The sequence below is a fragment of the Rhodovulum sp. MB263 genome (assembly GCF_002073975.1).
Taxonomy (GTDB): Bacteria; Pseudomonadota; Alphaproteobacteria; order Rhodobacterales; family Rhodobacteraceae; genus Rhodovulum.
This window is the reverse complement of sequence record NZ_CP020384.1, coordinates 520,635-533,543: the sequence shown is the minus strand read 5'-3', so window position 1 is coordinate 533,543 and position 12,909 is coordinate 520,635. Positions and strand designations below refer to the sequence as shown.

The following is a 12,909-nucleotide window of genomic DNA, read 5'->3' as shown; positions in this document are numbered from 1 at the left end:
GGGAAACGGCCCTGAAACGCGGCATGACGAGGTCTTTCCCATGGCGGCACGCCCGGGCCTTGCGGGTCCGGGGCGCAGCGGCCCGGGCCGGAGACCTCAGGCGATCTTCAGGACGATCTTGCCGATATGCGCGCTCTGCTCCATCCGGGCATGGGCAAGCGCGGCCTCGGCCAAGTCGAATTCGCTGTCCATCACCGGGGCGACGCGGCCAGAGGCCAGAAGCGGCCAGACCTTTTCGCGCAGCTCGGCGGCGATCCGGGCCTTGGCAAGATCCGATTGCGGGCGCAGGGTCGATCCGGTGATGCTCAGCCGCCGCATCATCACATGGGCGAAGTTGAGCGTGACCTTGGGTCCCTGCAAAAAGGCGATCTGCACCAGACGGCCCTCATCGGCCAGCGCCCGTACATTGCGCGGCAGATAGTCGCCCCCGACCATGTCGAGAATCAGATCGGCCCCACCCTCGGATTTCAGCACCTCGACGAAATCCTCGGCCCGGTAGTCGATCGCCCGTTCCGCGCCCAGCGCGCGGCAGGCCGCGCATTTCGCCGGGTTACCGGCGGTGGCGAAGACCCGCGCCCCGAAGACAGCGGCAAGCTGGATCGCGGTGGTGCCGATCCCGGACGAGCCGCCATGGACGAGAAACCGCTCGCCCGCCCTCAGCCCGCCGCGCATGAAGACATTCGACCAGACGGTGAAGAAGGTCTCGGGCAGGCAGGCGGCCTGTTTCAGCCCCATCCCCTCGGGCACCGGCAGCGCATGGGCCGCGGGCGTCGCGACATAATCGGCATAGCCCCCGCCCGGCAGCAGCGCGCAGACCTTGTCGCCGGGTGCAAGCCCCGTCACCCCCTCGCCCAGCGCCACGACCTCGCCCGCCCCTTCCAGACCGGGCAGATCCGAAGCCTGCGGCGGCGGCGCATAGGAGCCCGCGCGTTGCAGCGCGTCGGGCCGGTTGACCCCGGCATAGGCCAGCCGGATCAGCACCTCGCCCGGCTGCGGCACCGGCACCGGGCGCTCGGTCGGGCGCAGCACCTCGGGGCCGCCGGGCTCGGCGATCTCGACCGCCCGCATCACGGCGGGCAGCATCATGTGCGCCCCGTCACGCGCGCACCCAGCGCGCCGGGAAGCCCGCCCTTGCGCCTCGGCCCCTGTGGCGGGCGGATCTGGCGGGCAAGCCAGTTCGGCCCCAGCAGGAAGGGCTTGAGAAGGGGCGACTTGTTGACCTGCGCCTTGACCTTCTCGACCTGCATCACATCGCCGATGCGGCGGTCGAGGAAGGCGCTTGTCTCGGCATGATCGGGGCTTTCATCGCCCAGCCAGTACAGCACGGTCGCGCCATAGACCGCCGCCAGCGAGGCACGCTTGGTGTACCAGTTGACATCCTCCGAGCTGTCGCCGAGCGCCGTCCAGATCCGGTCGGCGGTGCCCCAGACGAGGCGCGAGCCCTCGGCGGCATGAAGCGGCAGCGCAAAGAGCGTGGCGCCCCGGCGTACCGCTTCCTTGTCCTCGGCCGCGTCCAGCCGGCAGCGCACCGCCAGTGCCACCCGGTCGCGGAAGCGCATCGCCGACAGATCGGTTTCGGTCAGGCGGCGCACCATCTCATCGTCGCCGCGCAGATGATAGGCCACCGCCAGATCGACCGCGCCGCGCGGGCAGGCGGCCCGTGCCAGGGCCGGATCGACGCCGGACTCGGCGACCGCGGCGCGGAAGGCAGCCTCGCTCCAGCCATCGAACGGAACGTGGATCAGCGCGGCATCCAGAAGCTCCTGGGTGATGGTGTCCATGCCTCGGGGCGTGTCGGTCATGCTGGGCCTCCTTTCGACGGCCCCTCTATAGACAAGTTCGCCCGCTTTTGCTATACGGACCCTTCCTGCAGAATTCGGAAACTCTAGCAAGAAAGGTGGTGACAACCACATGCAGGTCAGCGTTCGCGACAACAATGTCGACCAGGCGCTTCGGGCTCTGAAGAAGAAACTTCAGCGCGAAGGCGTGTTCCGCGAAATGAAGCTCAAGCAGCATTTCGAGAAACCGTCCGAGAAGAAGGCGCGCGAGAAGGCGGAAGCCGTCCGCCGTGCGCGCAAACTGGCGCGGAAGAAGGCCCAGCGCGAAGGTCTTCTCTAAGACCGTCGACAATGGCGAACCGGGGTTTCGGCCCCAGTGCGACGACCCCCGAGGCCCTGCCCGGGGGTTTGTTGTTTCCGGCGGGCCGCTCAGCCCGCAGCCTCAAGTCACCCCCTCAACCCGCCGCCTCGGCCTCGATCCGGCGGGCGAGCCGGGCCAGCCCTGCCTCCATCTCCTCGGCCAGTTTGCCGCGGGCAAGTTTCAGCGTCTGCATCAGCACCCGCCCGCCCAGCGTCCTCGGCCCGAGATCGATGGCGACGCTCAGCCGGGTCAGCCCCTCGGCCAGGGCCGCAAGCTCGACGATCCCCTCGGCGCCAAGCCCGCTCGAGGCCGCGCCGAGACGCAGCGCGCTGGGCGGCGCGTAATCGGTCAGCTCGGCCTCGATCTCGCGATGCGCGCCATGAAAGTGAAGCCGGATCGTCCAGGCAAGGCCCGGCCCCGGACCCTCGGGCGCGCCCTCATGGCGGGCAACATCGCCGCCGCGGGTCTCGATGGCCCGCTCGAAGCGGGCGAAATCCGTCAGGCGGGCAAACACCTGCTCGATCGGTGCCGAAATGTCTTCTTGGCAGCTCAATATCATCTGCGGGCGCCCCCTTCGCGCGCTCTTTGGCTCAGTCCAGCCGGTCGGCCAGCCACATCCGGATCAGGAAACCGGCAATCGCCCCCGGCCGGGGCGGCAGCATGTCGGTCCGTTCGCCCGCCAGCACCCCCAGCATCTCCTCGCGGCTGACCCAGCGGGCGTCGTCGATCTCGGCCGGATCGGGCGTGATCCGGTCGGTCTCGGCCTCGGCCCAGCAGCCCAGCATCAGCGAGGCGGGAAACGGCCAGGGCTGGCTTGCAAGATACCCCACCTGCCCGATCCTGACACCGGTTTCCTCCGCCACTTCGCGTCGCACCGCCGCCTCGACCGTCTCGCCCGGTTCGACAAAGCCAGCCAGCAGCGAGAACATGCCCTCGGGCCAGCCCGGCGACCGCCCCAGCAAGACCCTGTTGCCGCGCCGGACCAGCATGATGACCACCGGATCGGTGCGCGGGAAATGCGGCGCGCCGCAGCCCGGGCAATGCCGCTGCCAGCCCGCCTCGGCCGGCCGGCTCGGCTGACCGCAGCGCGCGCAGAAACCATGCCCGCGATGCCAGTCGAACAGGCCCTTGGCGGTGGCGGCCAGTTCGGCCTCGACCGGCGCAAGCGCCGTCATCCCGCCCCGCAGCTCGCGGAAGCTCAGATCCTCGGGAAACTCGGGATGGCGCTGTTCGGACGGGTCGCGAAACAGCCCCAGCGTTTCGGGCATCTCGGCAGGCACCCAGTCCGACAGGTCGAGCGCGAATCTCGCGCTCCCACCGGACAGCCCCAGAAAGACAGCCTCCGCGCGCCGCCCGTCCAGAAGCGGATGCGCCGAAGGCACCCAGCCCAGCCCCTCCGGGCCGAACAGCGGCTTGCCGCGCCAGAGCGGCAGAACCTGCGCCCCGGGCCAGGCCCCGGCAAGCCAGGCGGCATCGCCGCGCCGATGGGCGGCACGGTCAAGCCCGCCCCCTCCGAATGTCACCTGTTCGGCAAGACGCATTCATGCTCCTTCATTCCGGTCGGACACGAGCGGGCTAGCCGCGCGAAAACCGGGCGCGTTGCAACCGCATTGCGTGAATCCTGTGTCCCCACGCCTCCGGTATCCCTATAGTGGCTCTGGCCGGTGATGGTTGCATTCCATCCCCGTGTCAAAGCCATATCCCGGCCGGCCGCAGAGGCGGCCATTCCGGCGTCGCGTCGCATCCCCGCGCCCGCTGACCGGCCGGCCTATCTGCAGGGGCCTCCTTGATCGCGCCGCACACCTTCTCTGTTCCTCCCGCCGCCGATCGCGTGCATCTGCGGCTGCTGGAGACGTCCGACCTGCATGTGCATGTCTTTCCCTATGACTACTATACGGACCGGCCCGTCGACACGGCCGGTCTGGCGCGTACCGCGACGCTGATTGGCGCGCTGCGCCGCGACGCCCCCAATGCGCTTCTGTTCGACAATGGCGATTTCCTGCAAGGCAATCCGATGGGCGATTACATCGCCCATGAGCGCGGCCTGCGGCCGGGCGAGCTGCATCCCGTGATCGCGGCCATGAACACGATCGGCTACGATGCCGCGACGCTTGGCAATCACGACTTCAATTACGGGCTCGAGTTTCTCCTGAACGCCATCGCCGAGGCGCAATTCCCGGTGGTCTCGGCCAATCTGCTGCCCGGCCCGCTGGCCCCGCCCGGTCTGACCCGCCTGCCGCGTCATGCCCTGCTCGAGCGAAGCGTGACAGATGGCGCTGGCCGCAGGCACCGGCTTCGGATCGGCGTGATCGGATTTCTGCCGCCGCAGATCGCGATCTGGGACCGCAGGCATCTGGAAGGCCGGGCCGAGGGCGGCGACATCGTCTCTGCCGCGCGCGAGCTGGTGCCGCGGATGCGGCGCGACGGGGCCGATCTGGTGGTGGCGCTGGCCCATTCGGGCATCGGCGAGCCAACGCATGTCGCCCGTCAGGAAAATGCCTGTCTGCCGCTGGCCCGCATCGAGGGCATCGACGCGATCCTGAGCGGGCATCAGCATCAGGCCCTTCCCGGCCCGGATTTCGCGGGCATCGCCGGTGTCGACAGCGAGACCGGATCGATTCACGGCAAGCCCGCCGTGATGCCCGGCTTCTGGGGCTCGCATCTCGGCGTGATCGACCTTCTTCTCGAACCTGCAGCCGCGGGATGGCGCGTGGCCGAGCATCGCAGCGCGCTTCATCCCATCGCCAGCCGCCGGACCGACCGCAGCGCCGGGCCCGCCGCCCCCCGGGTCCCCAGCGACCCGGCCGTGCTGGCCGCCGCCGCGCGCGCCCATGCCGAAACCCTGGCCTATACCCGCCGCCCGGTCGGCCGGACCGAGATCCCCCTGCACAGCTATTTCGCGCTGGTGGCCGAGGATGCCTCGGTCAAGATCGTCGCCGATGCCCAGCGCTGGTATGTCGCCAAGAAGCTGAAGGGCACCCGTCATGAGGGTCTGCCGCTTCTGTCGGCGGCGGCGCCCTTCAAGGCCGGCGGCCATGGCGGCCCCGATTACTACACCGATGTGCCTGCGGGCGATATCGCGATCCGCAATGTCGCCGATCTCTACCTCTATCCCAACATGGTCCGCGCCCTGCGGGTGAGCGGGGCACACTTGCGCGGCTGGCTCGAGCGCTCTGCCGGGATCTTCAACCGCATCCAGCCCGGCTCTGCCGACCAGCTTCTGCTCGACCCCGACTTTCCCTGCTACAATTTCGACGTGATCGACGGGCTGGAATACCGGATCGATCTCAGCCAGCCGCCGCGATACGGCCCGCATGGCCGTTTGCTGAACCCGCGCGCATCGCGCATCGCCGGACTTACCTGGAACGGCAGCAGGGTCACGGACGGCATGGAATTCGTGATTGCTACCAACAGCTTCCGCGCCGGCGGCGGAGGCGGGTTTCCGGGCACCGGCCCCGGGACCGTCATCCTCGAGGCGCCCGACACCAATCGCGACGTGATCGTGCGCTATATCGCCGAGCGGGGCAGCGTGGCGCCGCGGACGGTTCCCACCTGGCGCTTTGCCGACATGCCCGGCACCAGCGTGCTGTTCGATACCGGCCCCGCCGCGCGCCGCCATCTCGGCACGCTAGACCGGCTTGCGCTGAGCCCGGCGGGCACAAGCCCCGACGGTTTCGCCCGGTTCCGGATCAGCCTGTGACAGCGCAACGCCCACGACCTGCGGCGATTGCAGAGGATCGGGAGCGCGCGATCACCGCCCCCCGCCGTTCCAGGCAGGCCACCTGCATGCCCTGCCGGCGTGCCCGCAACCGGCCGTCCGTAGCCCCCTTGTCGGGGTCCTGCCCGTCGGCTCTTGCACGGGAGAGCGCTTGCGGCAGGGACGCGCAACCGCCGCAACAGGTCTTCGGCACGATGACGGAGAGCCGGTGCGGGCAGTCGACGCTTTTCCGCTCGGGCGGCCACGCCTGCCTCCGGGAGATCACGCCTCTTTCGGTTCGCCCTGACCATAACCGCCCGAGAATTGCGCAATCGCCTCGGCCAGTTCGGTCTCGCTCAGCACCGGCGGGGGGGCGATCGTGAGCGCGCCGTGATATTGCCGGGCCAGGGCCTCGACCTCCACGGCCAGCCACATCGCCTTGTCGAGATTGGCCTCGGCCGCGATCATGCCGTGATGCGCCATCAGACAGGCCTTGCGCCCCTCGAGCGCCTCCAGCACCAGATCGGACAGCGCCTGGGTCCCGAAGGTCGCATAAGGCGCGCAGCGAATGTCGCCACCGCCCGCCGCCGCCACCATGTAATGCACCGCCGGGATTGGCTTGTGCAGAATGGCCAGCATCGTGCAATAGGGCGCATGGGCATGCACCACCGCATTCAGATAGGTGCGGCTGCGCAGGATATCGAGATGGAAGCGCCATTCCGAGGAGGGCCTGCGCGTGCCATGGGCGGTGCCGTCCATCTCCAGGAAGACGATGTCATCGGACCCCAGCACGTCATAGGGGATCGAGCTCGGCGTGATCAGCAGTCCCGACCCGTGGCGGACACTGATATTGCCCGACGTCCCCTGGTTCAGCCCGACCGTATTCATCCGGCGGCAGGCCGCGACGATCGCCGCGCGCTTGTCCTTCTCGTCGTTCATCCCGCTCTCCTGCTTTCTGCCCCTGCCCTATAGCGGCAGCGCGGTGGTCTTGAACACCGTCCGCAGCGCAAAGGAGGATTGCATCCGCGCCACGCCGGGCAGCCGGGTCAGGTAGCGCCGGTGGATGCGGGCGAAATCCTCGCTGTCCTCGGCGGCCACCTTCAGCAGGTAATCCGCATTCCCCGCCATCAGGTGGCATTCCAGCACATCGGGCACCCGCGCCACCGCCTTCTCGAAGGCGGCCAGCGTCTCGTCGGCCTGCCCCGACAGCGTGATCTCGACAAAGACGGTGGTTCGGCGCCCCATCTTGCGGGCATCGAGCAGCGCGACATAGTCGCGGATGAAGCCGCCCTCCTCCAGCCGCTGCACCCGGCGGTGACAGGCCGAGGCCGAAAGGTTCACCCGTTCGCTCAGCTCGGCATTCGAAATCCGGCCCTGCTTCTGCAGGACCCGCAGCAATCGAAGATCGGTCTCGTCCAGCGCCATCTCTTGCATGATCCTTCGACGATCTGGCAGGATAATGCGCGGATCTTGCATCAAGAGCAGGGGCACTGCACGCAAAACCGATGCGATCCGGTCCGACCTGCGGCATTCTGCCCCGAGGAGAAGGAGACCTTATGCATATCGGATGCCCCAGAGAGATCAAACCCCAGGAATTCCGCGTCGGCCTGACGCCCGATGCCGCCCGCGAAGCCAGGGCGCATGGCCATGCCGTTCTGGTCGAGACCGGTGCCGGGCTCGGCGCGGGCTTCGAGGATGCCGATTACATCGCGGCCGGCGCCGAGATCGCGGCGACCGCCGAAGAGGTCTTCACGCGCGCCGAACTGGTGGTGAAGGTCAAGGAGCCGCTTGCCGAGGAACGCCGGCACCTGCGCGAGGGACAGGTCCTGTTCACCTATCTGCATCTCGCGCCCGACCCCGCCCAGACCCGCGATCTGCTCGCCAGCGGCGTCACCGCCATCGCCTATGAGACAGTGACCGACGACCGCGGCGGGCTGCCCCTGCTGGCGCCGATGTCCGAGGTCGCGGGACGGCTCGCGCCGCAGATGGGGGCCTGGGCGCTGCAGAAGGCCAATGGCGGGCGCGGCGTGCTGATGGGCGGCGTGCCCGGCATCGGTCCGGCCGAGGTGCTGGTCATCGGCGGCGGCGTGGTCGGCACCCATGCGGCGCGGATTGCGGCCGGGATGGGCGCCCATGTCACCGTGCTCGACAAGTCGCTGCCCCGGCTGCGCCAGCTCGACGAGATCTTCGGCGGCCGGGTGACGACCCGGCATTCATCGGCAGCCACGCTGGCCGCGCTTCTGGACCGGGCCGACATGGTCGTGGGCGCAGTGCTGATCCCCGGGGCGACGGCGCCCAGGCTGGTAAGCCGGACCGATCTGGCGCGGATGAAGCCCGGCGCGGTGCTGGTCGATGTGGCAATCGATCAGGGCGGCTGCTTCGAGACCTCGCGCCCGACCACCCATGACGATCCGGTTTTCGAGGTCGACGGCATCCAGCATTACTGCGTGGCCAACATGCCCGGCGCGGTGCCGCGCAGCGCGACGCTGGCGCTGGGCAATGCAACCATGCCGTTTCTGCTGGCTCTGGCCGACAAGGGATGGCGCGAGGCCTGCACCGACGATGCCCATCTGCTGGCCGGGCTCAGCGTCCATGCCGGGCATCTGACCTGTTATGCGGTCGGAAAGGCACAGGGCATCGACGTGCTGTCGCCGCATCTGGCGCTGAAAGCCTGATCCCCCACGCGCAGTCGGGCGCGCCCCGCAGGCGCACCGGCCCCCATGGCATCGTTTGCGCGAATGGACTGTGTGTGGGGGGCGGTCATTCCCCGGACAGAGGTCTTCGGCGGCCTCTGTGACCGGTCTGCTCGGTCGGTAGCGATGGAAGACGGCGGGGCGGAGCAGGCGTTCCGCCCGCCGCTCGATGCCCCGCACCCCTGCCGCCGGAACGCCCGGCCCGGCCATGGCGGCGCGTTGCCCCCCCCGATCCGGGCCATTGCGCCGATCACAGGCGTCGCCTGCGTCCATCGCCCCGATCTCCCGCTTGGGCGGGACCCTGACCGGGCCGCTCCGGCAGCATCGGCGCGGTGCTGGCTCGGCCGGTGCCGGACCCGGCCGCGACAGCCCGGACAGAGGCATGGCGGCTCTTGTCGCGGCAGAGCAGGCTGACCTCCGGCGCCGCCGGGCCGCCGTTGCCGAGCAGGCCTGTCGCCCGGCGGCGGCTCCCGGACCGTCCCGGGATCGAACCCGGGTCGCGCGCGGCCTCAGGCCGGAATTGCGAAACGACCGGGGCGCGATCCTGCATGTGGCACCCGCCCGGTGCCCCCGGCCTTCCCGCCATCCCGCGGAATTTGCGACCTCCCGTCAGCCCTCATGGCCCGCGGAAGCCCGTCACCGGGCCAGAAGTCCCTCAGTCCGGAGACCATCCTGCCTCGTGCCTCCGGCCGGTCGGGCGCTTCCGGCATGGCGCACTTTCAGCATTGGCATGGCGGGCGGCAGCTTCTACCCTGCGGGTCGGTATCGGTTCGGGAGGGGTTCATGCGCGATTTCCAGTTGCCGGGGCGTTCGGCGGTATTTGCAACGAACGGGATGTGCGCGACCTCCCATCCGCTGGCGGCCAAGGTCGCGGTGCAGATGCTAGAGGCAGGCGGCAATGCCGTCGATGCGGCCATCGCGGGCGCGGTCCTGCTGGGGATCTGCGAGCCGCAGATGACCGGTATCGGCGGCGATTGTTTCGTGCTGGTCAAACCCGCAGACGAGGACCGCATCATCGCGCTGAACGGCTCGGGCCGGGCGCCGGCAGGGCTGGAGGCCGCCCGGCTTCGCGACCGGGGCCTTGGCGCCATGCCGACCGACAGCGCCGATGCGGTGACGGTGCCGGGCGCCGTCGATGCCTTCTGCCGGTTGTCGAAGGACTGGGGCCGGATCGGGCTCAAGGCCAGCCTCGCCCCCGCCATCCATTATGCCGAAACCGGCGTGCCGGTCGCGCCCCGCACTGCCTTCGACTGGGCCCGCGCCGCCGACCACCTGACGGGCGCCGCCCGCGATTTCTACCTGCTGGGCGGCCAGGCGCCCCGGCCGGGGCAGATCTTCCGGGCGCCGAAACAGGCAGAGGTGCTGCGCCGGATCGCGATGGACGGCCGCAAGGGCTTTTACGAGGGCGAGGTGGCCGAGGACATGGTGGCCTCGCTGACCGCGCTGGGCGGCTGCCATACGCTGGAGGATTTCGCCGCCACCGCCTGCGATTACGGCAGCCCGGTCAGTGGCAGCTACAAGGGCGTCGAGCTGGTCGAGCATCCGCCGAACGGCCAGGGCGCGACCGCGATCCTGATGGCGAACATCCTGGCGAATTTCGATCTGCCCGCGATGGACCCTCTCGGCGCCGAGCGCGCCCATATCGAGGCCGAGGCGGCAAAACTTGCCTATGACGCGCGGAACCGCTTTGTCGCCGATGCCGCCCATATGAGCCGGCTCGATCACATGCTGGCCCCCGACACGGCGGCCAAGCTCGCCGCGCTGATCGACCCCGACCGGGCGATGGCGAGCCCGGCGCAGCTCTCGGAATCGGTCCACAAGGAAACCATCTACATCACCGTGGTCGACCGCGACCGGATGGCGGTGTCGCTGATCTATTCGATCTTCCACAGCTTCGGCTCGGGCCTCGCCTCGACGAAATTCGGCATCAATTTCCAGAACCGGGGCGCGGGCTTCAGCCTGACCGAAGGCCATCCGAACGAGGCCGGAGGCGGCAAGCGGCCGATGCATACGATCATCCCGGCGATGCTGAAGAAGGACGGCAAGCTGATCATGCCCTTCGGGGTGATGGGCGGGGCCTATCAGCCCAACGGCCATGCAAGGGTGCTGACCAATATCGTCGATTACGGCATGCATCCGCAGCAGGCGCTGGACGCGCCCCGCAGCTTTGCCGATAAGGGCGAGCTGCTGGTCGAGCGCGGCTATGCCGACGCGGTCCGCGCCGCGCTGGCCTCCAGGGGCCATGCCGTGGCGATGCCGCCCTCGGCCATCGGCGGGGCGCAGGCGATCCTGATCGACGACGAAACCGGCGTGCTGCAGGGCGCCTCCGACCCGCGCAAGGACGGCTGCGCGCTGGGATACTGATCAGATGAGACGGGCGTGCCAGGCGGCGACGGTCAGTTCAGCTGAAATTGCAGCGGATACTGCCCGTCCTCGAATTCGCCGAACAGGTCCGAGAGGTCGGGATGATCGACCGGCTCGCCGGTCTCGTCAGCCACGAGGTTCTGCTCCGAGACATAGGCCACGTAATAGCTGTGATCGTTCTCGGCCAGCAGGTGATAGAAGGGCTGGTCCTTCGCGGGACGACCTTCCTCGGGAATCGCGGCATACCAGTCCTCGGTATTCGAGAACATCGCATCCACGTCAAAGACCACGCCACGAAACGGATGCTTCCGGTGACGGACCACTTGACCCAGATGATATTTCGCGTGCGCTTTAAGCATGCCGTTGGAACCCCCGACTGTGCACCATAATCCCGCCGATACGCCCTTGTCCATGCGGCACCGCGCTACCCGGGGAAACAGTCCGTGAACCTTTTACTTACAGTGCTCGAGATTGTCGCCCCGGTTTTTCTACTGGCATCAGTGGGTTTCCTATGGGTTCGGTTCGGAAACGAGTACCGTGTCCAGTTCGTGACTCAACTCACGATGACCCTGTCGGTTCCCTGCCTGATCTTCACCGCGCTGATGAAGACCGAGATCGAGCCGCAGGCCCTGACCGCGATGTCGCTGGCCGCAGCCGCAGCCTATGGTGTGGTGACGATCCTCTGTCTCGCCGTCGTGCGGCTTGCCCGGCTTGACCGGCGGACCTATCTCGCGCCGGTCATCTTCGGCAATACCGGCAATATCGGCCTGCCGCTTGCGCTGTTCGCCTTCGGCGAGCGCGGCTTCGACTATGCGGTCGTCGTCTTCGCGGTGATGGCGATCTATTCCTTCACCTTCGGGGTCTGGCTGGTTGCGGGCGGCGGCTCGCCGTTGAAGGCGCTGAAAGAGCCGCTGGTCTGGGCCACCGCGCTGGGCGGACTGTTCCTGTGGCAGGGCTGGCAGACCCCGGCCTTCCTGACCAATACGCTGAGCCTGATCGGACAGATCGCGGTGCCGCTGATGCTGATCACCATGGGCGTGGCCATTGCCCGGCTGCATCCGGGGCACCTGCCCCGCGCGGTCTGGCTGAGCCTCGTCAAGCTTGCGATCTGCCTCGGCGTCGCGGCCGGGATCGGGCTGTGGTTCGGGCTCGACCGCGTGGCTCTGGCCGTGCTGGTGCTGCAGATCTCGACCCCGGTAGCGGTCACCTCCTATCTTCTGGCCGAGAAATACGGCGCCGATGCCGATGCGGTGGCCGGGCTGGTCGTGGCCTCGACACTGCTCTCGGTGCTCGCGCTGCCGCTGACGCTGGCGGTTCTGCTCTGAGCCCGCCCGGCTGCGCGAGGCTCCGCTTAGGCGTTTTACGCCCCGTGGAATTAATCTATGATGGGACAAAACAAGACCACCACGGCAGAACATACATACGGGCAAACGAGAGGCAGATGGGCAGGTTCCTCCTCATCGCTGCATGTCTTTTTCTTGTGGCATGCGGCGACAAATCTCCGCCACGCAATCTGGAAGACGCCTGCGCCATCGCGCGCGAGCGGCCGAAATACATGCGCGCGATGGAGCGCAGCGAGCGCCGCTGGGGCGTTCCGGTACCGGTGCAGATGGCGGTCATCCACCAGGAAAGCAAGTTCGTGGGCAATGCCCGCACGCCGCATCGCTTCGTGCTGGGGATCATCCCGATGGGGCGGCAGAGCTCGGCCTATGGCTATGCCCAGGCCATCGACGGCACCTGGGACATGTACCGGACCGGTACCGCCAATCGCGGCGCGCGACGCGACAACATCGCCGACGCGACCGATTTCATGGGCTGGTACATGTCCGAATCGCGCAAGAAGCTGGGCATCCCGCTCAGCGATGCGCGCAACCAGTACCTTGCCTATCACGAGGGCCATGCCGGCTTTGCCCGGCGCAGCTACCAAAGCAAGGCCTGGCTGATGGCGGTCGCCAACCGGGTCGAGGACCGGGCCCAGCTTTACTACGCCCAGCTCATCACCTGCCGCCGCTGACA

Annotated in this window: 13 protein-coding genes; 6 read left to right on the top strand and 7 right to left on the bottom strand. The window is 68.4% G+C overall.

Translation table 11 applies throughout. The features are described 5' to 3' along the window. Window positions 1–96: 96 nt before the first annotated feature. A complete protein-coding gene (locus B5V46_RS02640) occupies window positions 97–1,086 on the bottom strand; it encodes an NAD(P)H-quinone oxidoreductase (RefSeq protein WP_080615145.1) in 990 nt (329 codons plus the stop codon). Beyond that, window positions 1,083–1,802, bottom strand: coding sequence for a COQ9 family protein (locus tag B5V46_RS02635; RefSeq protein WP_080615144.1), 720 nt, complete (start codon window positions 1,800–1,802; stop codon window positions 1,083–1,085). The genes B5V46_RS02640 and B5V46_RS02635 overlap by 4 nt, the downstream gene beginning before the upstream one ends. A gap of 109 nt (window positions 1,803–1,911) precedes the next feature. Here B5V46_RS02635 and rpsU point away from each other — a divergent pair, with 109 nt between their 5' ends. Continuing rightward, window positions 1,912–2,118, top strand: a complete 207-nt coding sequence (rpsU, locus tag B5V46_RS02630) for a 30S ribosomal protein S21 (RefSeq protein WP_042458983.1) — start codon at window positions 1,912–1,914, stop codon at window positions 2,116–2,118. Between the two features lie 115 nt (window positions 2,119–2,233). Here the strand turns inward: rpsU and B5V46_RS02625 are convergent, their stop codons facing one another. Together B5V46_RS02625 and nudC are read right to left on the bottom strand one after the other, a co-directional pair. Next, window positions 2,234–2,692 carry an SRPBCC family protein gene (locus B5V46_RS02625; RefSeq protein ID WP_196774323.1) on the bottom strand — a complete coding sequence of 153 codons (459 nt, stop codon included), beginning with the start codon at window positions 2,690–2,692 and terminating at the stop codon, window positions 2,234–2,236. A 37-nt stretch (window positions 2,693–2,729) separates the two neighbouring features. Continuing rightward, complete coding sequence (gene nudC / locus B5V46_RS02620; RefSeq protein WP_080615142.1) at window positions 2,730–3,680, bottom strand: NAD(+) diphosphatase; 951 nt, start codon at window positions 3,678–3,680, stop codon at window positions 2,730–2,732. Window positions 3,681–3,925: 245 nt separating this feature from the next. Here nudC and B5V46_RS02615 point away from each other — a divergent pair, with 245 nt between their 5' ends. Beyond that, window positions 3,926–5,839, top strand: coding sequence for a bifunctional 2',3'-cyclic-nucleotide 2'-phosphodiesterase/3'-nucleotidase (locus tag B5V46_RS02615; RefSeq protein ID WP_155773903.1), 1,914 nt, complete (start codon window positions 3,926–3,928; stop codon window positions 5,837–5,839). A 279-nt stretch (window positions 5,840–6,118) separates the two neighbouring features. Here the strand turns inward: B5V46_RS02615 and B5V46_RS02610 are convergent, their stop codons facing one another. Together B5V46_RS02610 and B5V46_RS02605 are read right to left on the bottom strand one after the other, a co-directional pair. Further along, complete coding sequence (locus B5V46_RS02610) at window positions 6,119–6,775, bottom strand: class II aldolase/adducin family protein (RefSeq protein ID WP_080615141.1); 657 nt, start codon at window positions 6,773–6,775, stop codon at window positions 6,119–6,121. A gap of 27 nt (window positions 6,776–6,802) precedes the next feature. Then, window positions 6,803–7,261 carry an Lrp/AsnC family transcriptional regulator gene (locus tag B5V46_RS02605; RefSeq protein WP_080615140.1) on the bottom strand — a complete coding sequence of 153 codons (459 nt, stop codon included), beginning with the start codon at window positions 7,259–7,261 and terminating at the stop codon, window positions 6,803–6,805. 131 nt (window positions 7,262–7,392) lie between these two features. Between B5V46_RS02605 and ald the strand changes: the two genes are divergently transcribed. Beyond that, the gene (gene ald / locus B5V46_RS02600; RefSeq protein ID WP_080615139.1) at window positions 7,393–8,511 is read left to right on the top strand and encodes an alanine dehydrogenase; all 1,119 of its coding nucleotides are present in this window, start codon (window positions 7,393–7,395) and stop codon (window positions 8,509–8,511) included. A gap of 801 nt (window positions 8,512–9,312) precedes the next feature. Beyond that, window positions 9,313–10,893, top strand: coding sequence for a gamma-glutamyltransferase family protein (locus B5V46_RS02595; protein ID WP_080615138.1), 1,581 nt, complete (start codon window positions 9,313–9,315; stop codon window positions 10,891–10,893). 32 nt (window positions 10,894–10,925) lie between these two features. Here the strand turns inward: B5V46_RS02595 and hspQ are convergent, their stop codons facing one another. Continuing rightward, a complete protein-coding gene (hspQ, locus tag B5V46_RS02590) occupies window positions 10,926–11,252 on the bottom strand; it encodes a heat shock protein HspQ (RefSeq protein ID WP_080615137.1) in 327 nt (108 codons plus the stop codon). A gap of 84 nt (window positions 11,253–11,336) precedes the next feature. Between hspQ and B5V46_RS02585 the strand changes: the two genes are divergently transcribed. Both B5V46_RS02585 and B5V46_RS02580 read left to right on the top strand, forming a co-directional pair. Beyond that, window positions 11,337–12,218, top strand: a complete 882-nt coding sequence (locus B5V46_RS02585; RefSeq protein WP_080615136.1) for an AEC family transporter — start codon at window positions 11,337–11,339, stop codon at window positions 12,216–12,218. Window positions 12,219–12,334: 116 nt separating this feature from the next. Next, window positions 12,335–12,907: a lytic transglycosylase gene (locus B5V46_RS02580; RefSeq protein WP_080615135.1), complete on the top strand. Its 573-nt coding sequence runs from the start codon at window positions 12,335–12,337 to the stop codon at window positions 12,905–12,907. Window positions 12,908–12,909 lie beyond the last annotated feature (2 nt).

What these genes read in the sequence shown, in the direction of transcription:
- B5V46_RS02640 (WP_080615145.1), bottom strand. Translation starts at nt 1,086, where the DNA reads ATGATGCTGCCCGCCGTGATGCGGGCGGTCGAGATCGCCGAGCCCGGC.
- B5V46_RS02635 (WP_080615144.1), bottom strand. Translation starts at nt 1,802, where the DNA reads ATGACCGACACGCCCCGAGGCATGGACACCATCACCCAGGAGCTTCTG.
- rpsU (WP_042458983.1), top strand. Translation starts at nt 1,912, where the DNA reads ATGCAGGTCAGCGTTCGCGACAACAATGTCGACCAGGCGCTTCGGGCT.
- nudC (WP_080615142.1), bottom strand. Translation starts at nt 3,680, where the DNA reads ATGCGTCTTGCCGAACAGGTGACATTCGGAGGGGGCGGGCTTGACCGT.
- B5V46_RS02610 (WP_080615141.1), bottom strand. Translation starts at nt 6,775, where the DNA reads ATGAACGACGAGAAGGACAAGCGCGCGGCGATCGTCGCGGCCTGCCGC.
- B5V46_RS02605 (WP_080615140.1), bottom strand. Translation starts at nt 7,261, where the DNA reads ATGGCGCTGGACGAGACCGATCTTCGATTGCTGCGGGTCCTGCAGAAG.
- ald (WP_080615139.1), top strand. Translation starts at nt 7,393, where the DNA reads ATGCATATCGGATGCCCCAGAGAGATCAAACCCCAGGAATTCCGCGTC.
- B5V46_RS02595 (WP_080615138.1), top strand. Translation starts at nt 9,313, where the DNA reads ATGCGCGATTTCCAGTTGCCGGGGCGTTCGGCGGTATTTGCAACGAAC.
- hspQ (WP_080615137.1), bottom strand. Translation starts at nt 11,252, where the DNA reads ATGCTTAAAGCGCACGCGAAATATCATCTGGGTCAAGTGGTCCGTCAC.
- B5V46_RS02580 (WP_080615135.1), top strand. Translation starts at nt 12,335, where the DNA reads ATGGGCAGGTTCCTCCTCATCGCTGCATGTCTTTTTCTTGTGGCATGC.